Below are 22,358 nucleotides of genomic sequence, written 5' to 3'. Positions count from 1 at the left end.
TTCATCTGCACATGAATGTACAACTCCAGATGCCTGTCCTTACTGGCGTAACCTCAGGTGTACCGCAGGCTGTCTTCCTTGATCAGGCGCAGCTCTTTCCGATTCGCGAGGTGGCGCGCCTGACCGGTATCAACCCGGTCACCCTTCGCGCATGGGAGCGGCGCTACGGTCTGATCGTGCCGACACGCACTGAAAGTGGGCATCGCCTCTATTCAATGACCGATATCGAGCGTGTTCGCAGCATTCTCGGCTGGATCGACCGCGGGGTGGCGGTCAGCAAAATCGGCACGTTACTGGCCAGGGCGGTCCCCCCTGCAAACGCTGTCCCACATCATTCCCAACGACCTCGTGCTGGCCGACTACGCTCAATGGCAACAGCAGATCCGGGTTGCCGTCAGCGCGTTTGACGACGTTCAGCTGGAGCAGGTGTACGGACAGGTTTTTTCCAGCTACTCCCTGCCGGTGGTATTTCAAGACATTCTTCTCCCGGTATGGAGGCAATTGCTGCAACGCCAGGATCAATTCGGCGGGGCCAGCGAATGGATCTTTTTCGATGGTTTCCTGCGGTCGCGGGTGTTGCAACGCCTGCTGTTGATTCGCGATACCCGGCCACGGCGAGTGATCATCTGTGCCTTGGTTGGCCATTGCCGGGAACTCGAATTACTGATTGCCGCCTTGTTCCTGAGCAGCCCGCAAATGGGGGTTCGAGTGCTGCCCATTGGTCAGCCGTTCGATGAGTTGACCCTGGTCTGTGAACGGACCAAGCCCCAGGCGCTGGTGCTGTTTTCCAATCATGCGCCGGCTCCCGAGCTGCCCCGGCGTTTGAATCGCCTGGCCATGAGCCTGGAGTGTCGATTGTTGTTGGCCGGTGATGCTTCTGACCTGGCACGGGAGAGCCTCGCCAGCTCATCGATCGGTTGCCTGGGCAATGAAGGGGAGGTCATGAGCCAGCGTCTGAAGCAGTTCCTGGCGGGTACTCTGGATACTTGAAGTTCAGAGGTGCAGCGCTGGATGAGTCAAGCGATGCTGTTGCAGGATGAACTGGCGCAGACGCTCGGTTTCGTCCGTATCGCTCTGGCTCAGCTGATAGGCGTAGAAGCCCTGTTCGTTTTCTTTCTCGAAAGTGCCGCGCAAGGCAATCCGCTCATAGCCTGACGGGCTGAACCACAAGGCGAAATGCTTCGGCGGCTTGGTCTTGTTGCGAACCTCCAGCAAAACCCCTTTGCACGACACTTCGTGTACCCACAGGGCGCCAGGTTGACCCTTGGCGTTTTCCAGCGCTACCGGTTCGTCCAGTACCAGGCGCCAAGGCCGGACCATCGGCCCGCCTTCATAGATGCTCGGCACGCCGAGACGCAAATGCAGCGCATGGAACTCGTCTTCCACCAGATGCAGGGGGAAGGTCATTTGCTGGTTTTCGAAGCTGGCGTGAATGGTGACCTGCTCATGGGCCGCCAGGCGGGTGAGCAGGTCACGGATTTGCGATCCACCGTTGACCAGCAGGCTCGACGTCGCATCCCGCACATTGAGTTGCGGGTTGTGCTGCATGGTCTGGATGAAATCCAGCTCATCCTGGGTCAGGAGTGCGTCGCGTTGCATGGCCAACTCGCAAGATATAATTACAAAGTCAGTGGTGATTATATTTACTGACCATTAATTCCGGATTTGGTTTTTGCCGTTCGTCGCCTTGAGCGCAGCAAGCTCGGCCTGGAGTTCAGCCAACGGCCCCTCCAGGTGAGCCACGCGTTGCTGCGCCTTGACCTGCACGGTGATGTCTTTCTGTACACCGACAAAGTAGGTTTGCCCGTCCGCTGGATTTTTCACCGTTGAAAGGGACAACTCATTCCAGAACGATGTGCCGTCCTTGCGGTAGTTGCGCAGTATTTCCCGACAGGATCCTTCACGGTTCAAGGCGTCGCGAATCAATGGCAGGGCTTCCTGGTCACGGTCCCCCGACTGCAGGAAGCGGCAATCCTGATAGAGAATTTCTTCGCTGGAGTACCCCGTCAGGCGTTCGAACGCGGGGTTGACGTAAATGAGGATGTTGTCTTGCTCGCCTTCCTTTTCGGCAATCACGATACCGTCGTTTGAAGCGTTGATCACCATTTGCAGCAGTTGAGCGTCAATCATCGGAGTATCCTTTCCTGATTGATTGTCGATCGCATTCTAAAAGAACAATCCCGACCGTGCTGTTAATATCCGGGTCTTTTACCCGGATTCAGGATCAGATTTATGAAAGTCGCCATCATTTCCGGCTCGGTGTACGGCACGGCCGAAGAAGTTGCCCGCCACGCCGCCAGCCAGTTGAAAGCCGCCGGTTTCGAAACCTGGCATAACCCGCGTGCGACCCTCGCCGATATCCAGGCGTTTGGCCCCGAAGCCTTTCTGGCTGTGACATCGACCACTGGCATGGGCGAGCTGCCGGACAACCTGCAACCGCTGTATTTCGCGATTCGTGACCAGTTGCCCGCTGCCTGGCGTGGCTTGCCGGGTGCGGTGATCGGCCTGGGCGATGCGAGCTATGGCGATACGTTTTGTGGGGGCGGTGAACTGATGCGCGAATTGTTCGGTGAATTGGGCATTCGCGAAGTACTGCCAATGCTGCGCCTGGATGCCAGCGAAAGTGTGACCCCCGAAACGGATGCCGAGCCCTGGCTGGCGGAACTGGTCGGCGCACTTCGCGCCTGACCGTTGCCACGACACCCATGCCAGTCAGGGTTCTGACAGTGCAGTAAACGCTGCCTGCCAGCCCCTTACTGGCGCCGGTCACTTGACATGGATCCAGAGTTGCCGGTTGACTGACTCGCTGGGCCATAAAGCTGGCTGCCAATGCAACTACACGAACCTCAAGGGGTGACTAGACTCGGTATTCATTGGAAACACTCCATAATAAAAACCGAGGTTCCTAGCCGTGACTGTCGCTCCCGTCCAATCGCCCCATAGCGTCAAAGACCAGGTCAGTGCTGCCGAGTGGCAAACCCGCGTCGATCTCGCTGCCTGTTATCGTCTGGTGGCCCAGCATGGCTGGGACGATCTGGTTTTTACCCACATCTCCGCCAAAGTGCCGGGCACCGAAGACTTCCTGATCAACCCGTTCGGGTTGATGTTTCATGAAATGACCGCGTCGAGCCTGGTCAAGGTGGATCAGGCCGGCAACAAGCTGATGGACAGCCCTTACGAGATCAATCCGGCGGGGTACACCATCCACAGCGCCGTGCATGAAGTCCGTCACGATGTCGTCTGCGTGCTCCACACCCACACGGCTTCGGGGGTTGCCGTGTCGGCACAGAAGCAGGGGGTCTTGCCGATCAGCCAACAGTCGTTGTTCGTGCTTTCCAGCCTGGCCTACCACGCCTACGAAGGCGTGGCGCTCAACCATGACGAGAAAGTGCGGCTGCAGGCCGACCTCGGTGAAAACAACTTCCTGATGCTGCATAACCACGGTCTGCTGACCTGCGGCAGCACCATCGCCGATACGTTCCTGATGATGTTTACCTTCCAGCGTGCCTGCGACATTCAGGTCATGGCGCAAAACAGTGGCGCGGAACTGATCGCCATCGAACCGCAGATTCTGGCCGGCGCCAAAGCCATGATCGCGGGTGTCACCAGAAGTACTCAAGGAATGGGCGGAGCGCTGGCCTGGCCGGCGCTGCTACGTAAACTCGATAAACTGGACCCGGGTTATAAACTCTGATGGAACTCGCCGAGATCCCCCTGTGTGTCTGGCGCAAACGCAGCCAGGAGTTCGTATTCCATGGCCAGAGCATCCGTTACTGGACAGCGGGGCAGGGTGAGCCGCTGTTGCTCATTCACGGCTTTCCGTCCGCCAGTTGGGACTGGCATTACCTGTGGCAGCCATTGACCCAGCGTTTTCGCGTGATTGCCTGTGACATGCTGGGTTTCGGCGATTCGGCCAAACCGGCGAATCACCAATACAGCCTGCTGGAGCAAGCGGATCTGCAGCAGGCACTGCTTGAGCACTTGAATGTCGAGCAGCCGGTGCACCTGTTCGCCCACGATTATGGCGACAGCGTGGCCCAGGAACTGCTGGCCAGGCATTACGAATCGAAGGTGGAACTGGCCAGTTGCGTGTTTCTCAATGGCGGGTTGTTTCCAGAAACCCATCGCCCGGTACTGATGCAAAAACTCTTGCTCAGCCCTTTGGGCTGGATGATTGGCCGCGCCTTCAGCCGTGATGGTCTGGTGAGAAGCTTTCGACGGATTTTCGGTCCGCAGACCCGTCCCAGCGAAAGCCAGATGGATGACTTCTGGAGCCTGGTCGAAAGCCATCGCGGACCACGGATCATGCATAAACTGATCGCCTACATCCCGGAGCGACGCGTGTGGCGCAACCGCTGGGTGAGCGCGATGCAACGCGGTGAAGTGCCGCTGCGGGTGATCGATGGCGGGGTCGATCCGGTCTCCGGTGTACACATGGTCGAGCGTTATCGGGAGCTGATCCCGGACGCGGACACGGTGGTGTTGCCTGACATTGGCCATTACCCACAGATCGAGGCACCCTGCGAGGTGCTCAAGCACTACCTGGCGTTTCGCGATCAACTGCTCTTGCCGCCGCGCAAGGTGGCGTGTTCCTGAGCCTTGGATTGAACTGTTGTGGCGAGGGGGCCTGTCTATTTCTCCATCAATCATCCCCCAGCCTTATTGCGCACCATTCAGCCTCCCCCGTGTTCATTGTGACCGGCAGCGCCGTGCCTGAAACTCGGACTCATTGTCACTTGGCCTGCTGGAGTCCCCCCATGAATGAGTCTGTGCGCTTCGAAGATAAAGTCGTGATCATCACCGGTGCCGGTGGCGGCCTGGGACGGGCGCATGCACTGCTGTTCGCCAAACAGGGCGCCAGGGTGCTGGTCAACGATCTTGGCGGCTCGGCCCAGGGTGAAGGCGCCAACGCTTCGGCCGCCGACCGCGTGGTCGCGGAGATTCGCGAGGCCGGCGGCATCGCCGAGTCCAACCACGACTCGGTCACCGACGGCGACAAACTGGTGCAACACGCCCTGGATGTCTTCGGTCGCGTCGACGTAGTGGTCAACAACGCCGGAATCCTGCGCGACAAGACCTTCCACAAAATGGAAGACGCCGACTGGGACCTGGTTTACCGCGTCCACGTCGAAGGCGCCTACAAAGTCACCCGCGCCGCCTGGCCGCACATGCGTGAACAGAATTACGGCCGGGTGATTTTCACTGCGTCGACCTCGGGCATCTATGGCAACTTCGGCCAGTCCAATTACGGCATGGCCAAGCTCGGTCTCTATGGGCTGACCCGCACCCTGGCCATCGAAGGCCGCAAGAACAACATCCTGGTCAACGCCATCGCCCCCACCGGCGGTACGCGCATGACCGAAGGCCTGATCCCGCCGCAAGTCTTCGAACAGCTCAAACCGGAGCTGGTCAGCCCGCTGGTGGTGTACCTGGCCAGCGAGAGCTGCCAGGAAACTTCCGGCCTGTTCGAAGTCGGCGGCGGCTGGATGGGCAAGGTCCGCTGGGAGCGCAGCCTCGGTGTCGGGTTCGATCCACGGGCAGGTTTCTCCCCGGAAGACGTGGCGGCGCACTGGCAGCAGATTTGCGATTTCGAAGGCGCGGCGCATCCGAAGGACAACATCGAAGCGCTGAAGGAAATGATGGGGAATTTGCAGCAGTATTCGCTCTGATAGTGCCGGCAAGTTCACATTGATTGAACTTGCCGGTTGCTGCATTTTTCGGCTGGAAAAGCGTTTGCCAACGATCAGGCGGGAAAGTATTTGAACACCAGGGCCTTCAGATTGGCGGCTGTTTGTGCGTCCATTTTTCCGTCGAAGTTTTCCGGACGAAAATGCATCTGGAATGCCCGCACCAACTGTTTGAAACCACCCTCCGTTGACGCCCCGGAAATATCGTATCCATAGGTTTTGAACAAACCCAGCAATTCGCTTCGGGCCGGGATTCCCGATGTCCTGTATTGGCACAGATACTCGTCCCGAGTGGTTTCATCGAACCAGGCACCAACACCTTTCAAGTACAGCGCCTGCCAGGGAAACATAGGCCCCGGGTCACTTTTGCGGCCGATCGAAACATCGGAGTGGCCCAAAACCTGCGTCGGCGTGATATCCGGGTAGCGCTTGAGGATGTTCAGCGCCAGTTGTTCAATTGCAGCAATCTGCTCGGGGTGGTACGGCGGGAAGGTGAATTCACCGTTGTTGTCAGTCGCCAGGTTGACGACTTCAATGCCGATGGACGTGTCATTCAGATTGCTGCGGTTACCCCACTGGCTGACGCCCGCGTGCCACGCGCGATAAGTTTCATCCACCAGACTGAATACTTCCTGCCCGGTATAACCGGCTCTCAGGTAACTGGGGTCGGTGATATCCGGAATCAGATAGTGCGCGCTGACATTCGGGCCGGTCAGGGCGCTGACAGAACTTGAAAAGTTAGCAGCCGTGTAGTGAAGGATCAGAAAGCGTACTCGACTGTTGACGCTTCTGGTCGAGCGATACTGGTTGTAGTTGATGGGTTTCATGGTTGCACTCGCAATAAGTAAGTTTGAAGTCGTTCGCCGACTTGCTGTTCAACTTAATGGCGTGAGTGCTGTTGGTGGTTACCTGTGCTTGTAGCCGTTTTCTGAAAGAAATGTAGGCGTGCGAAATTTTGTCTGGATGGTCAGGGTTACCGACTGGCAACCGTTACTCATCAAAAATCATTGCCCATAAAAAAGGCCGCTGCAAACGCAGCGGCCAAGGTAAGACGTTGGATCAGGAGCTACAAATCAACGTCAGTGAACATGGGGCGATAAACCGAATCTTCGATTCATCTGAAATCTTTCATCACGGCGCGAGCCGGCACATCGTGCCTTACGACGGTTTACTGTAGCAGCCAGATAAGAATAAGCCCTTGGTGTTGTAGGAAAAATACCAATTCCGGACATGCACTGTTGCAGTCCGGGCAACAGTCAGGAATCGGGCGCTCTTCGCCTGGATGATGCCCCGGTGCCAGTCATCCTTTAGAGGTACACCACGAATACCTCCTTGGTGCGCTTATCGACCCCGGTGCCCGGCAGTAGGGTGAGGCCTTCTGTCACTCACCGGGGAAGACGCATGACAAAAACAACAATGCGCGCCATCTTCACACCGCAGGCGCTGGCGGCTGCGGTCGCATTAGGCTGTTGCGCCCAGGCGCAGGCCCTTTCATTCAACATCGGGGAAATCGAGGGGACGTTCGACTCCTCGTTGTCGGTTGGCGCGAGCTGGGGCATGCGTGACGCGGATAAATCCCTGGTGGGCATCGTCAACGGCGGTTCCGGCCAGTCTTCGACCGGTGACGACGGACGATTGAACTTCAAGAAGGGCGAAACCTTCTCGAAGATCTTCAAAGGTATTCACGACCTCGAGTTGAAGTACGGCGACACCGGTGCGTTTGTGCGTGGCAAGTACTGGTATGACTTCGAGTTGAAGGATGAAAGCCGCCCATTCAAGGACATCAGCGATCACAATCGCAAAGAAGGCGCCAAGTCCTCAGGCGGGCAAATCCTCGACGCTTTCGTCTATCACAACTACTCCCTCGCCGATTTGCCGGGCACGGTGCGCGCCGGCAAGCAGGTGGTCAGTTGGGGAGAGAGCACTTTCATCGGCAACTCCATCAACAGCATCAACCCGGTCGACGTGTCTGCGTTCCGTCGTCCTGGTGCCGAGATCAAGGAGGGCCTGATCCCGGTCAACATGCTGTTCGCCTCCCAGGGCCTGACGGAGAAGTTGACTGTCGAAGGCTTCTACCAACTGGAATGGGACCAGACGGTCGTCGACAACTGTGGCACCTTCTTTGGTGTCGATGTGGTGGCGGACGGCTGCAACAAGGGCTACACCGTCGCCAGCCCGGCCATTGCACCGTTGCAGCCGATTGCGGCTGCCTTTGGCCAGGGCTTCGAGGTCAGCAAGGAGGGCGTGATCGTTCCCCGTGGCGGCGACCGCGATGCCCGGGATTCCGGGCAGTGGGGTACGGCGTTGCGCTGGCTGGGGGATGACACCGAATACGGCCTGTATTTCTTGAACTACCACAGCCGCGGCCCGAGCGTCGGGACCACCACCGCCGGCCTCAGTACGCTGGCGAGCATTCCGGGGATCGTCGCTACCGCCAACCGCATCGCGCCTGGCACCGGTTCAGGCCTGGCCCAAAGTGTGATGCTCGGTCGCGGCCAGTATTACCTCGAATACCCGGAGGACATCCGCCTCTACGGCGCCAGCTTCGCCACCACGTTACCCACCGGCACCGCATGGAGCGGGGAAATCAGCTACCGCCCCAACGCCCCGGTGCAGGTCAACACCAATGACCTGACCCTGGCGTTGCTCAACCCTATCGCGGGTGGAGCAGCATCGCCCATTGCCACGTCACCGGGGGCCGACAACAAAGGCTATCGCCGCAAGGAGGTGACGCAGATCCAGAGCACCCTGACGCACTTCTTCGATCAGGTCGCGGGTGCGGATCGCCTGACGCTGGTCGGCGAGGCGGCGGTGGTTCGTGTCGGTGGTCTGGAAGCTCGCACCAAACTGCGCTACGGCCGCGACTCGGTGTATGGCCAGTATGGATTCGGTGGCGATACCGACGGCTTCGTGACCTCGACTTCATGGGGTTATCGCGCCCGGGCCATCCTCGACTACAACAACCTCATCGCCGGCATCAATTTCAGGCCCAACCTCTCGTGGTCCCACGACGTCTCAGGCTTTGGCCCCAACGGTCTGTTCAACGAAGGCGCCAAGGCCATCAGCCTCGGTGTCGATGCGGACTATCGCAACACCTACACCGCGAGCCTCAGTTACACCGACTTTTTCGGTGGGGACTTCAACACCCTGACCGACCGTGACTTCGTGGCGTTGAGCTTTGGCGTGAACTTCTGATCTGGCAGATAAGGATGATTTCGATGCGCAAGACAATGTTGCAACTGGGCGCGCTGACCCTCGGGTTGCTGACCGCCAACGTGATGGCCGCGGTATCGCCGGAAGAAGCCAACAAGCTCGGCACCAGCCTTACGCCGCTCGGTGCGGAGAAGGCCGGCAATGCCGATGGCTCGATTCCGGCCTGGACCGGCGGCATCCCGAAAAACGCGGGCGCGGTGGACAGCAAGGGTTTCCTGGCTGACCCTTTCGCCGGCGAAAAACCGTTGTTCGTGATCACCGCGGCGACCGTCGACAAGTACAAGGACAAGCTCTCCGACGGCCAGATAGCGATGTTCAAGCGCTACCCCGAGACCTACCGGATTCCGGTCTACCCAAGCCACCGTACCGTGGCATTGCCGACGGAGATTTATGAGTCGGCCAAGCGCAGTGCGCTGAACGTAACACCGATCAACGACGGTAACGGTCTGGCCAATTTCACCGGCAATCGCTACTACGCATTCCCGATTCCGAAGAACGGCGTGGAAGTGATCTGGAACCACGTGACCCGTTACCACGGCGGCAATCTGCGGCGCACCATCACCCAGGCAACACCGCAGTCCAATGGCGATTTCACGGTGATCCGCTTCAAGGACGAGGTCGCCGTGCCGTCGTTGCTCAGCGATCTGAAACCGGGCAGCGACGATAACGTCCTCAACTACTTCAAGCAGGAAGTGACCGCACCGGCGCGGCTGGCGGGCAACGTGTTGCTGGTTCACGAAACCCTCGACCAGGTCAAGGAACCGCGCAAGGCCTGGATCTACAACGCAGGCCAGCGGCGGGTGCGGCGTGCGCCACAGGTAGCCTATGACGGTGTCGGCACCTCATCCGACGGACTGCGCACCACCGACAACTTCGACATGTTTTCCGGCGCGCCGGATCGCTACGACTGGAAACTGGTCGGCAAGAAGGAGATGTACATCCCCTACAACAGCTACAAGCTCGACTCGCCAGACCTCAAGTACACCGACGTGATCAAGGCCGGGCACATCAATCAGGACCTGACTCGCTATGAGTTGCACCGGGTCTGGGAAATCGTCGCCACGGTCAAGCCGAGTGAGCGGCACGTGTACGCCAAGCGCCACATGTACATCGATGAAGACAGCTGGCAAGTGGCGCTGGCCGACCACTACGACGGGCGTGGCCAGCTCTGGCGCGTTGCCGAAGGTCATGCCCAGTTCTACTACGATCACCAGGTGCCGGCCTACACCGTCGAAGCGCTGTATGACCTGATTGCCGGTCGCTATATCGCCCTGGGAATGAAGAACGAAGAGAAGCGCAGTTTCGAATTCAACATCGATGCAAAGGCGGGGGACTACACACCAGCGGCCTTGCGTAGCACGGGGGTAAGGTAGGTTTCCTACAGCCTCCTACATAAAAGGGTGACTTCATGGTCACCTTTTTTATAGGGGGCGATCAGTGTGTTGAATACTTCTTCAACAAGCGCTCGGGAGGGGGCTAGGGTGGCGCCAGAATTATAAAAAAAGGCGCACCACAATGACTGCAATGACGCACTGTCTGGACCGCCCTGGCTTCCTGCCCCGACTGTCGTCCCATCATCTGTCCCGCGAGCGGCTGATTGAGCCCATGCTGGTCTCGACTGCGCGGGTGAAGTTGCTTTGTGCACCGGCCGGTAGTGGCAAGAGCGCGTTGCTCACCGAATGCCTGTTGCGAGCGCCGGAGCACTGTCGGGTCTGTTGGCTGCCGCTGGCGGGGCAGCCGTTGAGTGCGGCGGATTTTCTGTTGCGCCTGACGCAAGCGCTGGATCTGCCCTCGGCGGACGAGCCGGGGCTGCTGGCGCATTTGGCACGATTACAGGCGCCGACCTGGCTGTTTCTCGACGATTTCTGTCGCGCACCCAACCCGGAACTCGACCGGATGCTCGATCGCCTGTTGGCCGTCGCCAGCCCGACGGTTACCTGGTGGCTGAGCTCCCGTCGACGACCAGCCTGCAACTGGCCGCGGCTGCTGCTGGATGATGAGTTGTACGAGTGCGAAGGTCGGGCGCTGGCGTTTACCGAGGCCGAGGTCGGGCAGTTGCTCAGTCATGTCGAGCCGACCCTGGCAGCACAAACCGCCAAAAGGGTGGTTGAGCGCAGCGGAGGCTGGTGCGCTGGCGTGCGGATCGCGTTACTCAATGGTTGCCCGTGGGCGGGTGAGCAGGGGCGTTCGGCAACATTGCTCGATTATCTGCAACACGAGTTGTTCAACACCTTGCCATCGGAGTTGATTGAGGTCTGGCTGGTATTGGTTCATCTGCCACGCTTCAACGCCAGCTTGTGCGAGCATCTTTTCGGTATGGGGGAGGGCGCGCAGTGGCTGCACGCGTTGCAGGAAATGGGCTGCTTCATCGAGCCCTGGGAAGACTCCGTCGAGTGGTTGCGGATCTTCGAGCCACTGGCCCGGGCGATGCGTGAAGAGCCGATTCCGGCGGGGCGATCCTGGCACCGCCGCGCATGCCAATGGTTCAGCGCCGAAGAAGACTGGCAAGGCGCATTCGAGCAGGCGCTGCTGGCTCAAGAGTACGAAGTCGCTGTCAGCCTGTTGCAGCACTTCAGTTTCGAGCATTTGTTCCGGCGCGAAAATGTCTGTCTGTTGTTGAAACTCCACGAGCGTCAGCATGCTGAGCTGACCCTGGTCACGCCGCAATTGGTGGGGCTGGTTACCGCTGCGTTGTTGTTTGCCGGGCGCTTCGATCATGCCGCCGAGTGCATCGAGCAACTGGCACGATTTACCCCGCAGCCTACGGAGGCGCTGCAGCGGCAACTGCTGGCGCGCTGGCAGGCGCAACAGGGCTGGTTGCTGCATTTGCAAGGCCGCATGGAGGCGGCCCGCGCGCACTTTCTCGATGCGCTGGGCGAGTTGAGCGTCGATGCCTGGCCGGCGCGATTGTTGTGCCTGTCGGGCCTGACCCAGCAGGCGTTGCTCAACGCCGAACTCGATGCGGCACAGGCGTTCAATCGCGAGGCGTTGTGTCTGGCGCGCGCCCAGGGTTCGCTGTTGTTCGAAGGGCTGCTTGAACTCGATCACGCACAGTTGCTGGAGCTGCGCGGAGCGTCCCGGCGCGCCGAGAGCTTGTTGGCTGATGTTTTTGCACTGTTGTCCCGACAGGCTGATCGACCGACGCCGTTGTTGGGGCGAATTGCCCTGCGGCGAGGACGGCTGGCCCTCTGTCAGGGACAAGATGAGTTGGCCGCCGGTTTCTTCCAGTCCGGCCTCGAGGATTGCCTGCAAAGCCAGGACAAGCACGCGCTGTATGGCTTTCTTGGGCAAGCGCAGATAGCCGCGAATCAGCGCGATTACGCCCACGCGTTTGATCGCCTGCGCGAAGCCGAGCGCGTGATGCAGCAGCGGCAGATTCCCGATACCGTTTATCGTAGTGTGCTGCTGCAGATCAGCAGCCATTTCTGGCTGCAACAAGGGCGACCGGAGTTGGCCTGTGAGGCGCTGACCCGTGTTTTGCGTCACTATCGCGGGCCTCGTGCGCGCCAGGCGCCACCGGCCACGCTTCAGCTGATTGCCCGGGTGGAATACCAATTGGTGTTGGCACAACCCCATCTGGACCAGGCGCCAGACCCACTGGGTCGGCTCAGGGAATTGCTCGATCACGCACAACAGCACGCCATGTTGGCGCTGGAAACAGAGCTGCAACTGGCGCTATGCGAAGTGGCGGACCGGACGGGCGACACTGCGTCGGCCAAGGCTGCACTCGATGCGGGACTGGCGCTGGTGAGCCGCTGCAACGGGCAGCAGGCATTACGCGAATTGGCTTTGCGCCAGCCTGGTTTGCTCAGCCGATTACAGGGGGTGGCACCAACGGCGGACATGACCACCGACGCCAGCCTGTTGAGTGGACGAGAGCTTGAAGTGCTTGGCCTGATTGCTCAAGGCAACTCCAATCAGCAAATCGCCGAGCAACTGTTCATTTCATTGCATACGGTTAAAACCCATGCCCGGCGAATTCATAGCAAGTTGGGTGTTGAACGTCGTACTCAAGCCGTGGCCATGGCGAAGAAGATGGGGTTGATATTGCACGCGTAGCCGGCACAACCGCTGCGTTCAGAGGGGCGACGTGGCGGGATCGAACCCCATGCGCCAACTCACCGCTCGGGTGGCCGCCAACAAGCGCTGCGCAGCCGGACCGTTTTCATCGGCGTGAAACAGCGAGGTCGGCCCGACCACGGTCAGTACTGCCGCAATCTTGCCCATCGCGTTGAACACAGGTGCCGACAAGGCATCCACGCCGGGCATCAACAACCCATGCACATGATGCAGGCCCCTTTGACGGATCTGCTCGCACATCATCGTGTACACCTGCGGATCGGCCAAGGCGTGGGCGCTGCTGTTGTGCAACTCCTGATCGCGCAGGTCCACGGTTTCACGTGCGGGCAGGTAAGCGCCAAATACCAGCCCTGTCGAAGAACTGAGCAATGGCAACACCGAGCCTAGTTGTGTCACCACCGTCACCGCGCGCACCGCCGGTTCGATATGCACCACGGTCGCGCCCTGATTGCCCCACACCGCCAGAAAGCAGGTTTCGTTCAAGTCATCGCGCAACTCGGCGAGCGGCAGGGCGGCGACTTTCAGCACGTCCATACTATTGAGTGCCGCCAACCCCACGCGCAGGGCTTCACGGCCCAGGCCGTAATGGTTGGTGGCAGCGTTCTGCTCGGCAAAGCCGCTGGCGATCAGGGCCTGCAAATAGCGGTGAACCTTGCTCGCCGGCATCTGCACATGTTCGGCCAGGCGCGACAGAGAAGTCGAGGGCGACAACTCGGCCAGAGCCTTGAGGATGTCGGTGCCAACCTCGGCCGAGCGGACTTTCTGTTTACCGTTGTTGTCGCTGGTTTTTTCCATGGTGGCGCTGTGATCCGGAAACAAATTGGCGTCTTTATAGCTTGACGGTGGATGTCGATCAAATTACGTTATGCGTAATCAAATTACGATAAAAACAACTCGGGCGTGCCTCGACCTCTGCATCAGAGCGAGCGGCCACGGCCGACTCCCTGTTCAGGAGGCTCCATGAACCCCGATTCAACGACGCCAGCGTTGGCTTACCTGTCAGGCTTCGGCAACGAATTCAGCAGCGAAGCGTTGCCCGGCGCACTGCCCGTCGGCCAGAACTCCCCGCAAAAAGCCCCGTACGGCCTCTACACCGAACTGTTCTCCGGCACGGCGTTCACCATGCCGCGCAGCGAGGCGCGTCGAACCTGGATGTACCGCATTCAGCCGTCGGCCAACCATCCGGCGTTCGTCAAGCTTGATCGGCAACTGGCCGGCGGCCCACTGGGTGACGTGACCCCCAATCGCCTGCGCTGGAACCCGCTGGACATTCCCGCCGAGCCGACCGATTTCATCGACGGCCTGGTGAGCATGGCCGCCAACTCGGGCGCAGAAAAACCGGCCGGGATCAGCATCTACAACTACTGCGCCAACCGTTCCATGGAGCGTGTGTTCTTCAATGCCGACGGCGAGATGTTGCTGGTGCCTGAGCTGGGGCGCCTGCGCATTGCCACCGAACTGGGCGTGCTTGAACTGGAACCGCTGGAAATTGCCGTACTGCCACGCGGCCTGAAGTTCCGCATCGAACTGCTCGACCCGCAAGCACGCGGTTACGTCGCCGAAAACCATGGTGCGCCGCTGCGTCTGCCAGACCTGGGGCCGATCGGCAGCAATGGCCTGGCCAATCCGCGGGACTTCCTGACCCCGGTCGCGGCCTACGAAAACCTGCAGCAACCCACCACGCTGGTGCAGAAATTCCTCGGCCAGTTGTGGGCGTGCGAACTCAATCATTCGCCGCTCAACGTGGTTGCCTGGCACGGTAATAACGTGCCGTACAAATATGACCTGCGCCGTTTCAACACCATCGGCACCGTCAGTTTCGATCACCCTGATCCGTCGATCTTCACCGTGCTGACCTCGCCAACCAGCGTCCACGGCCTGGCCAACCTCGACTTCGTGATCTTCCCCCCACGCTGGATGGTGGCCGAGAAAACCTTCCGTCCGCCGTGGTTCCACCGCAACCTGATGAACGAATACATGGGCCTGATTCAGGGCGAATACGACGCCAAGGCCGAAGGCTTCGTGCCAGGTGGCGCGTCTCTGCACAGCTGCATGAGCGCCCACGGTCCGGACGGGGAGACGTGCACCAAAGCGATCAACGCTGACCTCAAACCGGCGAAAATCGACAACACCATGGCGTTCATGTTCGAGACCAGCCAGGTGTTGCGCCCAAGCCGTTTCGCCCTCGATTGCCCGCAACTGCAAAACACTTACGATGCTTGCTGGGCGACGCTGCCCGCCACTTTCGACCCAACCCGGAGATAACCCATGACGCAGACTTCCATCACTCGCAGCTGGGTTGCATCCGCCAACGGCCATGCTGATTTCCCGCTGCAAAACCTGCCGCTGGGCGTGTTCAGCCTCAACGGTTCGGCACCGCGTAGTGGCGTGGCCATTGGCGAGCATATCTTTGATCTGCAAGCAGCCCTGGAGGCCGGGCTGTTCGATGGCGCCGCGAAGGCTGCCGTCGAGGCCACCTGTGGCGGCCAGTTGAATGCCTTTTTCGAACTGGGCCGCGAGGCTCGCGTCGCGTTGCGCGAGCGTTTGCTGGAACTGTTCGCCGAGGGCAGCACCCTGCACGGCAAGATCGAAGCCCAGGGCGCAAAACTGCTGCCGCTGGCGGCGGATTGCGAGATGCACCTGCCGGCGAAAATCAACGATTACACCGACTTCTATGTTGGTATCGAACACGCGCAGAACGTCGGCAAACTGTTCCGCCCGGACAACCCGTTGCTGCCGAACTACAAGTACGTGCCAATCGGCTACCACGGTCGTGCGTCGACCATTCGTCCGTCCGGTACCGACGTGCGCCGTCCGAAAGGCCAGACGTTGCCGGCCGGTCAGAGCGAACCGACGTTCGGCCCTTGCGCACGCCTGGACTACGAACTGGAGCTGGGCATCTGGATCGGCCAGGGCAACGACATGGGCGACTCGATAGCCATTGGCGACGCTGCCAATCACATCGCCGGTTTCTGCCTGCTCAACGACTGGTCGGCACGGGACATCCAGGCCTGGGAATATCAGCCACTGGGGCCGTTCCTGTCGAAAAGCTTCATCACCAGCATTTCGCCGTGGGTTGTCACCGCCGAAGCGCTGGAGCCGTTCCGTCGTGCCCAGCCTGCGCGTCCGCAAGGCGATCCGCAGCCGCTGCCATACCTGCTCGACAAGCGCGATCAGGCCGCTGGCGCGTTCGATATCGAACTGGAAGTCCTGCTGCTCACCGAGGCCATGCGTGAGCAGAACCTGCCGGCCCATCGCCTGACCCTGAGCAACACCCGGCACATGTACTGGACCGTGGCGCAAATGGTTGCGCACCATAGCGTCAATGGTTGCCAATTGCAGGCCGGTGATCTGTTCGGCTCGGGCACGTTGTCGGGGCCGGAGAGCGGTCAGTTCGGCAGCCTGCTGGAAATTACCGAGGGCGGTAAAAAACCGATCGAGCTGGCATCGGGCGAGGTGCGCAAATTCCTTGAAGACGGTGACGAAATCATCCTGCGCGGCCGTTGCAGCCGTGACGGTTTCGCCTCCATCGGCTTCGGCGAATGCCGTGGCAAAGTGTTGCCGGCACGCTGAGAGGAGCGGGGCATGGAACTCTATACCTACTACCGTTCGACATCTTCGTACCGGGTGCGTATCGCGTTGGCGCTCAAGGGCCTGGATTATCAATCCTTGCCAGTCAACCTGATCGCACCGCAGGGCGGCGAGCATCGGCAGCCGCCTTATCTGGGCATCAACCCGCAGGGCCGCGTGCCGGCCTTGCGCACCGATGAAGGCGAATTGCTGATCCAGTCTCCCGCGATCATCGAATACCTGGAGGAACGTTATCCACAGGTGCCACTGCTGTCCAGGGACCTGGCTGCCCGCGCTCAAGAGCGCGGCGTGGCGGCAGTGATCGGCTGCGATGTGCACCCGTTGCACAACGTCAGCGTGCTCAATCGACTACGCCAGTCGGGCTACGACGAACCGCAGGTGGTTGAGTGGATCGGCCACTGGATCAGCCAGGGATTGGCCACGGTAGAGCAGTTGATCGGTGATGACGGTTACTGCTTCGGCGCCGAGCCCGGGTTGGCGGACGTCTACCTGATCCCGCAGCTGTATGCGGCCGAGCGTTTCAACGTTTCTCTTGAGGCTTATCCACGGATCCGGCGAGTGGCGGCATTGGCGGCGACGCACCCGGCGTTCATCAAGGCGCATCCGGCGAACCAGCCGGATACGCCTTAAAGCCCTACACCAACCCCATGTGGGAGCGGGCTTGCTCCGGGCGGCGTTCCGACGAAAGCGGTCTGTCAGTCACATTTTTATCGGATGTGCCGCCGCCTTCGCGAGCAAGCCCGCTCCCACAAGGGGGGCATTGCCAAAACCATAAAAAGAATCGGGAACCTTGCCATGCACAACCAGATTGCCAGCTTTCGCGCGGCACTTGATGCCCGTCCTGTGTCCCGTTATCAGTGGCTGATCCTGTTGCTCCTGGCCCTGTTGTTGGTAACTGACGGCTATGACGCGCAGGTGCTGGGTTACGTGGTGCCTGCCCTGGCGCAGGATTGGGGACTGGAAAAGGCCGCGTTCGGACCGGTGTTCAGCGCCAACCTGCTAGGCCTGACGCTTGGCTCTCTGGCGGTGACGCCCTTGGCGGACCGGTTCGGTGTGCGGCGGATTCTGCTCTGCTGTGTGCTGATCTACGCCACTCTCACTGTGTTGATGGTGTTCGCCGATTCCCTGAACACCTTGATGGCCGCTCGTTTCATTTGCGGCATCGGCATGGGCGGGGCGATGCCCTGCGCCATGGCGCTGATGTCGGAATACTCGCCACCTCGCCTGCGTACCCTGATGGTGACACTGGCCGCTTGCGGGTTTTCCTTTGGTGGCGCGGCGGGCGGTTTTGTCGCCGCCGGGTTCATCGACAGCTTCGGTTGGCAAGCCGTGTTCCTCGCCGGTGGTGTGACGCCATTGCTGCTGTTTCCGTTTCTGTTCTGGTTGCTGCCCGAATCCCTGCCGCGTCTGTTGCGTGATGCACCGCCGTATGCCCGTTTGAACAAAGTCACCGCGCGCATGTTGCCGGACTGGCAACCACCTGCCGCGTCCATCGAACAAAACGAACGGGAGCAGGGCGGCAAACTGACGGTGGTGGAGTTATTCCGCAATGGTTATGCACGGCCGACGTTGCTGATCTGGGCGACATTCTTCGTCAGCCTGATCCTGCTGTATTTCATGATCAGCTGGTTGCCGTCGCTGCTGCTGGAAAGTGGTTTGAAACTCAACGAGGCCAACCTGGTGACCTCCATGTTCCTGTTTGCCGGCACCGTCGGTGCGATAGGCATGGCCTCGATCGCCGACCGCTTGAAAAGCAAAGTCCGACTGCTGTCGTGCGTGTTGGCCGCAGCGGCGGTCTGCACGCTACTGTTGGGTTTGAACCATGACAATCCGCGTTACCTGGTGGCCTGCGTGTTTGCCGCAGGGTTCTGCATCATCGGCGGGCAACTGACCCTCAATGCCTTCGCCAGTAATTTCTACCCTGCGCAGGTTCGGGCGACGGGCACCGGTTGGGCGCTGGGGGTAGGGCGTTTCGGCTCGATCCTCGGCCCGTTGTTTGGCAGCCTGCTGTTGGCAATGCACATTCCGGTGCAGCAGATTTTCTTCTTCTGTGCGATTCCGGCAGTCATTGCCGCGCTGCTGATCATCCAGGTGCGCTCGCCCTCAGACGCAACTCCAACCCCCTGTGGGAGCGGGCTTGCTCGCGAAGGCGTCGTGTCAGCCAACAATGATGTCGACTGACTGTCCGCTTTCACGAGCAAGCCCGCTCCCACAAGGTTTGGTGATCAGTGAACAATGGCGTTTGGCGGCAAATGCCCCAGCCGTTCGGTCAGGCGAATTCGCTGGATCGGATCGTCGCTGAGCAGCAGTGCGTGCTCCAGGTCAAAACGCTCAGCGTTCGGACAGTCCAGCCGCTGGTACAGGCTGGCCCGGGCCAGGTAGTCGGTGGCACTGGCGTTGCCCAGCTCCAGGACGCGATCGGCGTCGATCAAGGCATTGATGACATCGTCGTGGGACAGGTACAACTGGCGCAGGTTGCGTGACAGCCGTTGCAGCATCTGCACCGGCTCGGCGGTTTCCAGGTGCTCGGCGCTGAGCTTGATGTTCGGGCCGTACTGGCGGAGCAGTAATTCCCGACAATCGTTGGGGTAAAGGCGACGGCCGCCGCAGGGATCGAGCAAATGATCGGCGCCCGGCACCCGCAGCAGGAAATGTCCGGGGAAGTTGACCCCGACCATGGGAATCTCCAGGCCCCTGGCCAACTCCAGCGCAATCAGCCCCAGCGTCAAGGGTTGTCCACGTCGACGTTCCAGTACTTTGTCAAGCAGTGCCACTTGTGGGCGCAAGGGTGTGAAGTCGTCCTGGGCGAAGCCAAGGTCGTTCATGCGCCGCAACAGCGGCTGGGCCAGTTCACTGACCGGCAGCATCGGCAAGCCGCCGCTGATCCGTTGTTGCAACGCCTGGAAATCGGCCAGCAGCGCTTGCGGCTCCACCTCGCTGTCGTGCTCGGCCGCAATCCACAACGCCGCCTCGAACAGCGCGGGCGGTGAACGTTGCAGGCAGGCGAAGAACGATTGGCGCGGGGTCATCAAAATCTCCGGGCAATGCCTCGTTTTAGCCCCCTCTCCGGCATTCGTCCAGTGCCGCAAAAGGGCGATCACGGATTATTTCCGAAAGATTGCATCGTGGCCGTGCTTATTCCTGTGCGCTTCTGCAATTTTTGGGCGCAAGCCTATACTGGCGACTACAAGAAGTGATTCGGGAGCCCTACGATGTTCGCTCTCATGCAAAGCACTCGCCTTGAATCGCTGCATCTGAGCGTCGACCCGGCCACCGGGTTGAAGGCGGTCATTGCCATTCATAATAGCCGCCTGGGGCCTGCCCTGGGCGGCTGTCGTTACCTTGCCTATCCCAGCGACGAGTCTGCGGTCGAGGATGCGGTGCGCCTTGCCCAAGGCATGAGTTACAAGGCGGCACTGGCCGGCCTGGCCCAGGGCGGCGGCGTGGGGGTGATCATTCGCCCGGTTCACGTGGCCAACCGTGCCGCGCTGTTCGAAGCCTTCGGGCGCTGTATCAATCAGCTCGACGGGCGCTACATCACGGCCATCGACAGTGGCACCTCAGTGGCGGACATGGATTGCATCGCCCAGCAAACCCAGCACGTCACCAGCACCACCGCGGCGGGTGACCCTGCGCCGCACGCCGCGATGGGCGTATTCACCGGCATTCGCGCCACGGCGATGGCGCGACTGGGCAGCGATAACCTCGAAGGCCTGCGCGTCGCCATTCAAGGTCTGGGCAACGTCGGTTATGCCCTGGCAGAACAGTTGCACGCCGCCGGGGCCGAACTGCTGGTCAGCGATATCGATCACGGCAAGGTGCAACTGGCGATGGAGCAACTCGGGGCTCACCCCATCGCCAACGACGCATTGCTCAGCACACCTTGCGATATTCTTGCGCCGTGCGGTTTGGGCGGGGTGCTGAACAGCCACAGCGTGACACAACTGCGCTGCTCGGCAGTGGCCGGTTCGGCGAACAATCAGCTGACGCATCTGGACGTCGCCGATCAGTTGGAACGACGGGGCATCTTGTATGCGCCGGACTACGTGATCAATGCCGGCGGTTTGATTTATGTCTCGCTCAAGCATCGGGGCGAAGAGCTGGGAACCATCACTGCGCACCTGTCGAAAATCAGTTCACGCCTGACCGAGGTGTTCGCCCATGCCCAGGCGGAAAAACGCTCCCCCGCCCGGGTGGCCGATGACTTGGCGGAGAAAGTGTTGTATCGCTGAGTTGGATATGAGTTTTCCACAGGCATGAAAAAGGCCCTGCGCCATTCGACTCAGGGCCTGTTCAATTTGGGCTTTGCTTACCTGGCGGCTTTTGGAGCCTTGGCAGGCTTGGCCGGGGTGACTGGCTCGGCGGCTTCAACAACCTCGGCCGCTGCAACAGGTTCTGCAACTTCGACCGGTGCGCTGAGCAGTTCGGACAGGGCGTCCGGCTGGCTCTTGAACGCCTTGGCGAACACATCTCGATTCTTCGCCATGTAGATCCCGGCTTCTTCCACTTGCTGCTCGGTCAGGGACGGAACGGCTTTGTGCAACACTTCAGCCAGCAATTCGGCCAGTTCGAGCATTTTGTCATGACGGTCAGCTTCGGCTTTATCCATGAACAAGCGCTCCAGATCTCGGCTGCTGCGGTATACCACTTCGACGGCCATTCACCACCTCACATGCCTTCACATTGGTTGTCGGTTTCGACTACTGTATCTATATACAGCGAAAGGATAAGCGAATCCCTGTCTTTTGGGTAGTGGCTTTTTAATGTAGACCGGATTCGACATTTGTCAGGTGAGGCGCTGCACGGGTGCGACCAAACGCCACGGCGCGCAATCCAGAGCGGCTCGCCATCATGGGCTGGCCTTTTTTCTGCATGCAGAATAACCGTCACGTCCAACCCGCATCATCCGGTCGAGCCGACCTAAGGAAGCATCATCGTGAAAATCAACTGGGCCGAAAAACTGCGGCGGAACGTACATGAACTGGCCGAGTCCCTGGGCAATCTGTTCGTCGAAACCTTTCACTACCTGGCGCTGTTCGCCATTGGTGCGGTGACCGCGTGGGCGGCGGTGATGGAATTTCTCGGAATGATCGAAGAGGGGCACATCAAGATCGATGACATCTTGTTGCTGTTCATCTACCTGGAACTGGGGGCGATGGTCGGGATTTACTTCAAGACCAACCACATGCCTGTGCGCTTCCTGATCTACGTGGCGATTACGGCGTTGACGCGGCTGCTGATTTCCAACGTTTCGCACCACAATCCGCCGGACCTGGGGATCATCTACCTGTGCGGCGGGATTCTGCTGCTGGCGTTTGCGATTCTGGTGGTGCGTTACGCTTCGTCGCAATTTCCCTCGGTGAAGATCGAGAACCCGCAACGCAAGATCGGTGCGGGTTCCAGTGAACATCCAGAGGTCGAGAAGGGCGAAATCTAGAGCCCAAGCGTAGGGCGCGGCCGCCCTTTGACGGGAGGGGGCGGCAGGGTCCGAGCGCTGCCGGTGGTCATGGCTTCGAGGATGGTCACGGCGCTGTGGCCTTGTTCGATGGCAATGCCGAATTGAATGCTTTGAACCAGACGCTTGAGGCGCTGGGGGTCATTGCGTTGTTCGGCGCTGATCATGCGTTTGGCCACCACGTGGCCACTGTTGGAAAGGGTCAGCATGATGCTGCCGTCCAGGCCCTGAATGCTCAGGTTGATCTGGTAATCCGCTGCAAAGGCATCGGTAATGAGCTGGAAAGGGTTGTCCATGATGCGTCACCGCCTGATTGAACGTGCAGTTGTTGA

At 60.0% G+C, this 22,358-nt stretch carries 19 protein-coding genes and 2 pseudogenes; 14 read left to right on the top strand and 7 right to left on the bottom strand.

Features of this window, described 5'->3' with window-relative positions:
• Nucleotides 1-29: 29 nt before the first annotated feature.
• A pseudogene (locus ACCD00_RS00725) lies at nt 30-990 on the top strand (MerR family transcriptional regulator).
• Nucleotides 991-993: 3 nt separating this feature from the next.
• On the opposite strand, the gene ACCD00_RS00720 reads toward ACCD00_RS00725, so the two are convergent.
• On the bottom strand, nt 994-1,599 hold the full coding sequence (locus tag ACCD00_RS00720) for a hypothetical protein (RefSeq protein WP_413421063.1): 606 nt from the start codon (nt 1,597-1,599) through the stop codon (nt 994-996).
• Between the two features lie 54 nt (nt 1,600-1,653).
• Nucleotides 1,654-2,130: a PAS domain S-box protein gene (locus tag ACCD00_RS00715; protein WP_413421061.1), complete on the bottom strand. Its 477-nt coding sequence runs from the start codon at nt 2,128-2,130 to the stop codon at nt 1,654-1,656.
• 102 nt (nt 2,131-2,232) lie between these two features.
• On the opposite strand from ACCD00_RS00715, the gene ACCD00_RS00710 reads away from it, so the two are divergent.
• The 4 genes from ACCD00_RS00710 to ACCD00_RS00695 all read left to right on the top strand — a co-directional run bounded on the left by ACCD00_RS00710 (nt 2,233) and on the right by ACCD00_RS00695 (nt 5,669).
• A complete protein-coding gene (locus ACCD00_RS00710; RefSeq protein WP_413421059.1) occupies nt 2,233-2,688 on the top strand; it encodes a flavodoxin in 456 nt (151 codons plus the stop codon).
• Between the two features lie 223 nt (nt 2,689-2,911).
• The gene (locus tag ACCD00_RS00705) at nt 2,912-3,694 is read left to right on the top strand and encodes a class II aldolase/adducin family protein (protein ID WP_413421057.1); all 783 of its coding nucleotides are present in this window, start codon (nt 2,912-2,914) and stop codon (nt 3,692-3,694) included.
• Nucleotides 3,694-4,596 (top strand): alpha/beta fold hydrolase, encoded by a 903-nt coding sequence (locus ACCD00_RS00700; RefSeq protein ID WP_413421055.1) that lies wholly within the window; start codon nt 3,694-3,696, stop codon nt 4,594-4,596. The genes ACCD00_RS00705 and ACCD00_RS00700 overlap by 1 nt, the downstream gene beginning before the upstream one ends.
• 161 nt (nt 4,597-4,757) lie before the next feature.
• Nucleotides 4,758-5,669, top strand: coding sequence for an SDR family oxidoreductase (locus ACCD00_RS00695; RefSeq protein ID WP_413421053.1), 912 nt, complete (start codon nt 4,758-4,760; stop codon nt 5,667-5,669).
• A gap of 74 nt (nt 5,670-5,743) precedes the next feature.
• On the opposite strand, the gene ACCD00_RS00690 is transcribed toward ACCD00_RS00695, so the two are convergent.
• Nucleotides 5,744-6,514 carry an N-acetylmuramoyl-L-alanine amidase gene (locus ACCD00_RS00690; RefSeq protein ID WP_413421051.1) on the bottom strand — a complete coding sequence of 257 codons (771 nt, stop codon included), beginning with the start codon at nt 6,512-6,514 and terminating at the stop codon, nt 5,744-5,746.
• 574 nt (nt 6,515-7,088) lie between these two features.
• Between ACCD00_RS00690 and ACCD00_RS00685 the strand changes: the two genes are divergently transcribed.
• The 3 genes from ACCD00_RS00685 (at nt 7,089) to ACCD00_RS00675 (ending at nt 12,959) form a co-directional block, all read left to right on the top strand.
• Nucleotides 7,089-8,882, top strand: coding sequence for a DUF1302 domain-containing protein (locus tag ACCD00_RS00685; RefSeq protein WP_413421049.1), 1,794 nt, complete (start codon nt 7,089-7,091; stop codon nt 8,880-8,882).
• 23 nt (nt 8,883-8,905) lie between these two features.
• Nucleotides 8,906-10,273 (top strand): DUF1329 domain-containing protein, encoded by a 1,368-nt coding sequence (locus ACCD00_RS00680; protein WP_413421047.1) that lies wholly within the window; start codon nt 8,906-8,908, stop codon nt 10,271-10,273.
• Nucleotides 10,274-10,415: 142 nt separating this feature from the next.
• Nucleotides 10,416-12,959, top strand: a complete 2,544-nt coding sequence (locus ACCD00_RS00675) for a LuxR C-terminal-related transcriptional regulator (RefSeq protein ID WP_413421045.1) — start codon at nt 10,416-10,418, stop codon at nt 12,957-12,959.
• Nucleotides 12,960-12,977: 18 nt separating this feature from the next.
• Here the strand turns inward: ACCD00_RS00675 and ACCD00_RS00670 are convergent, their stop codons facing one another.
• Nucleotides 12,978-13,775 carry an IclR family transcriptional regulator gene (locus ACCD00_RS00670; protein ID WP_413421043.1) on the bottom strand — a complete coding sequence of 266 codons (798 nt, stop codon included), beginning with the start codon at nt 13,773-13,775 and terminating at the stop codon, nt 12,978-12,980.
• 165 nt (nt 13,776-13,940) lie between these two features.
• Between ACCD00_RS00670 and hmgA the strand changes: the two genes are divergently transcribed.
• The 4 genes from hmgA (at nt 13,941) to ACCD00_RS00650 (ending at nt 18,752) form a co-directional block, all read left to right on the top strand.
• Nucleotides 13,941-15,245, top strand: a complete 1,305-nt coding sequence (gene hmgA, locus ACCD00_RS00665; protein WP_413421041.1) for a homogentisate 1,2-dioxygenase — start codon at nt 13,941-13,943, stop codon at nt 15,243-15,245.
• A gap of 3 nt (nt 15,246-15,248) precedes the next feature.
• Nucleotides 15,249-16,553 carry a fumarylacetoacetase gene (fahA, locus tag ACCD00_RS00660; RefSeq protein WP_413421039.1) on the top strand — a complete coding sequence of 435 codons (1,305 nt, stop codon included), beginning with the start codon at nt 15,249-15,251 and terminating at the stop codon, nt 16,551-16,553.
• A 12-nt stretch (nt 16,554-16,565) separates the two neighbouring features.
• On the top strand, nt 16,566-17,201 hold the full coding sequence (gene maiA, locus ACCD00_RS00655) for a maleylacetoacetate isomerase (protein ID WP_413421037.1): 636 nt from the start codon (nt 16,566-16,568) through the stop codon (nt 17,199-17,201).
• 165 nt (nt 17,202-17,366) lie between these two features.
• Nucleotides 17,367-18,752: an MFS transporter gene (locus ACCD00_RS00650; protein ID WP_413421035.1), complete on the top strand. Its 1,386-nt coding sequence runs from the start codon at nt 17,367-17,369 to the stop codon at nt 18,750-18,752.
• 44 nt (nt 18,753-18,796) lie between these two features.
• Here the strand turns inward: ACCD00_RS00650 and ACCD00_RS00645 are convergent, their stop codons facing one another.
• A complete protein-coding gene (locus ACCD00_RS00645; RefSeq protein ID WP_413421033.1) occupies nt 18,797-19,600 on the bottom strand; it encodes a SirB1 family protein in 804 nt (267 codons plus the stop codon).
• A gap of 183 nt (nt 19,601-19,783) precedes the next feature.
• Here ACCD00_RS00645 and ACCD00_RS00640 point away from each other — a divergent pair, with 183 nt between their 5' ends.
• Entirely contained in the window at nt 19,784-20,803 is a 1,020-nt protein-coding gene (locus ACCD00_RS00640) for a Glu/Leu/Phe/Val dehydrogenase dimerization domain-containing protein (RefSeq protein WP_413421031.1), read from the top strand.
• Nucleotides 20,804-20,991: 188 nt separating this feature from the next.
• On the opposite strand, the pseudogene ACCD00_RS00635 reads toward ACCD00_RS00640, so the two are convergent.
• A pseudogene (locus ACCD00_RS00635) lies at nt 20,992-21,231 on the bottom strand (YebG family protein); the annotation flags it as partial.
• A 276-nt stretch (nt 21,232-21,507) separates the two neighbouring features.
• On the opposite strand from ACCD00_RS00635, the gene ACCD00_RS00630 reads away from it, so the two are divergent.
• A complete protein-coding gene (locus ACCD00_RS00630) occupies nt 21,508-22,008 on the top strand; it encodes a phosphate-starvation-inducible protein PsiE (protein ID WP_413421029.1) in 501 nt (166 codons plus the stop codon).
• On the opposite strand, the gene ACCD00_RS00625 is transcribed toward ACCD00_RS00630, so the two are convergent.
• A complete protein-coding gene (locus ACCD00_RS00625) occupies nt 22,005-22,322 on the bottom strand; it encodes a DUF3509 domain-containing protein (RefSeq protein WP_413421027.1) in 318 nt (105 codons plus the stop codon). The two genes, ACCD00_RS00630 and ACCD00_RS00625, sit on opposite strands and share 4 nt — an antisense overlap.
• Nucleotides 22,323-22,358 lie beyond the last annotated feature (36 nt).

It is taken from the genome of Pseudomonas sp. Pseusp3 (genome assembly GCF_047304225.1).
Classification (GTDB): Bacteria; Pseudomonadota; Gammaproteobacteria; order Pseudomonadales; family Pseudomonadaceae; genus Aquipseudomonas; species Aquipseudomonas fluorescens_CD.
This window is presented reverse-complemented; position numbering and strand designations above follow the sequence as displayed.

Excerpts from the sequence above, each read along its gene's own strand:
- ACCD00_RS00625 (WP_413421027.1), bottom strand. The coding sequence starts at position 22,322 with ATGGACAACCCTTTCCAGCTCATTACCGATGCCTTTGCAGCGGATTAC.
- hmgA (WP_413421041.1), top strand. The coding sequence starts at position 13,941 with ATGAACCCCGATTCAACGACGCCAGCGTTGGCTTACCTGTCAGGCTTC.
- maiA (WP_413421037.1), top strand. The coding sequence starts at position 16,566 with ATGGAACTCTATACCTACTACCGTTCGACATCTTCGTACCGGGTGCGT.
- ACCD00_RS00670 (WP_413421043.1), bottom strand. The coding sequence starts at position 13,775 with ATGGAAAAAACCAGCGACAACAACGGTAAACAGAAAGTCCGCTCGGCC.
- ACCD00_RS00690 (WP_413421051.1), bottom strand. The coding sequence starts at position 6,514 with ATGAAACCCATCAACTACAACCAGTATCGCTCGACCAGAAGCGTCAAC.
- ACCD00_RS00650 (WP_413421035.1), top strand. The coding sequence starts at position 17,367 with ATGCACAACCAGATTGCCAGCTTTCGCGCGGCACTTGATGCCCGTCCT.
- ACCD00_RS00645 (WP_413421033.1), bottom strand. The coding sequence starts at position 19,600 with ATGACCCCGCGCCAATCGTTCTTCGCCTGCCTGCAACGTTCACCGCCC.
- ACCD00_RS00695 (WP_413421053.1), top strand. The coding sequence starts at position 4,758 with ATGAATGAGTCTGTGCGCTTCGAAGATAAAGTCGTGATCATCACCGGT.
- ACCD00_RS00680 (WP_413421047.1), top strand. The coding sequence starts at position 8,906 with ATGCGCAAGACAATGTTGCAACTGGGCGCGCTGACCCTCGGGTTGCTG.
- ACCD00_RS00720 (WP_413421063.1), bottom strand. The coding sequence starts at position 1,599 with ATGCAACGCGACGCACTCCTGACCCAGGATGAGCTGGATTTCATCCAG.
- fahA (WP_413421039.1), top strand. The coding sequence starts at position 15,249 with ATGACGCAGACTTCCATCACTCGCAGCTGGGTTGCATCCGCCAACGGC.
- ACCD00_RS00710 (WP_413421059.1), top strand. The coding sequence starts at position 2,233 with ATGAAAGTCGCCATCATTTCCGGCTCGGTGTACGGCACGGCCGAAGAA.
- ACCD00_RS00640 (WP_413421031.1), top strand. The coding sequence starts at position 19,784 with ATGTTCGCTCTCATGCAAAGCACTCGCCTTGAATCGCTGCATCTGAGC.
- ACCD00_RS00715 (WP_413421061.1), bottom strand. The coding sequence starts at position 2,130 with ATGATTGACGCTCAACTGCTGCAAATGGTGATCAACGCTTCAAACGAC.
- ACCD00_RS00700 (WP_413421055.1), top strand. The coding sequence starts at position 3,694 with ATGGAACTCGCCGAGATCCCCCTGTGTGTCTGGCGCAAACGCAGCCAG.
- ACCD00_RS00675 (WP_413421045.1), top strand. The coding sequence starts at position 10,416 with ATGACTGCAATGACGCACTGTCTGGACCGCCCTGGCTTCCTGCCCCGA.
- ACCD00_RS00685 (WP_413421049.1), top strand. The coding sequence starts at position 7,089 with ATGACAAAAACAACAATGCGCGCCATCTTCACACCGCAGGCGCTGGCG.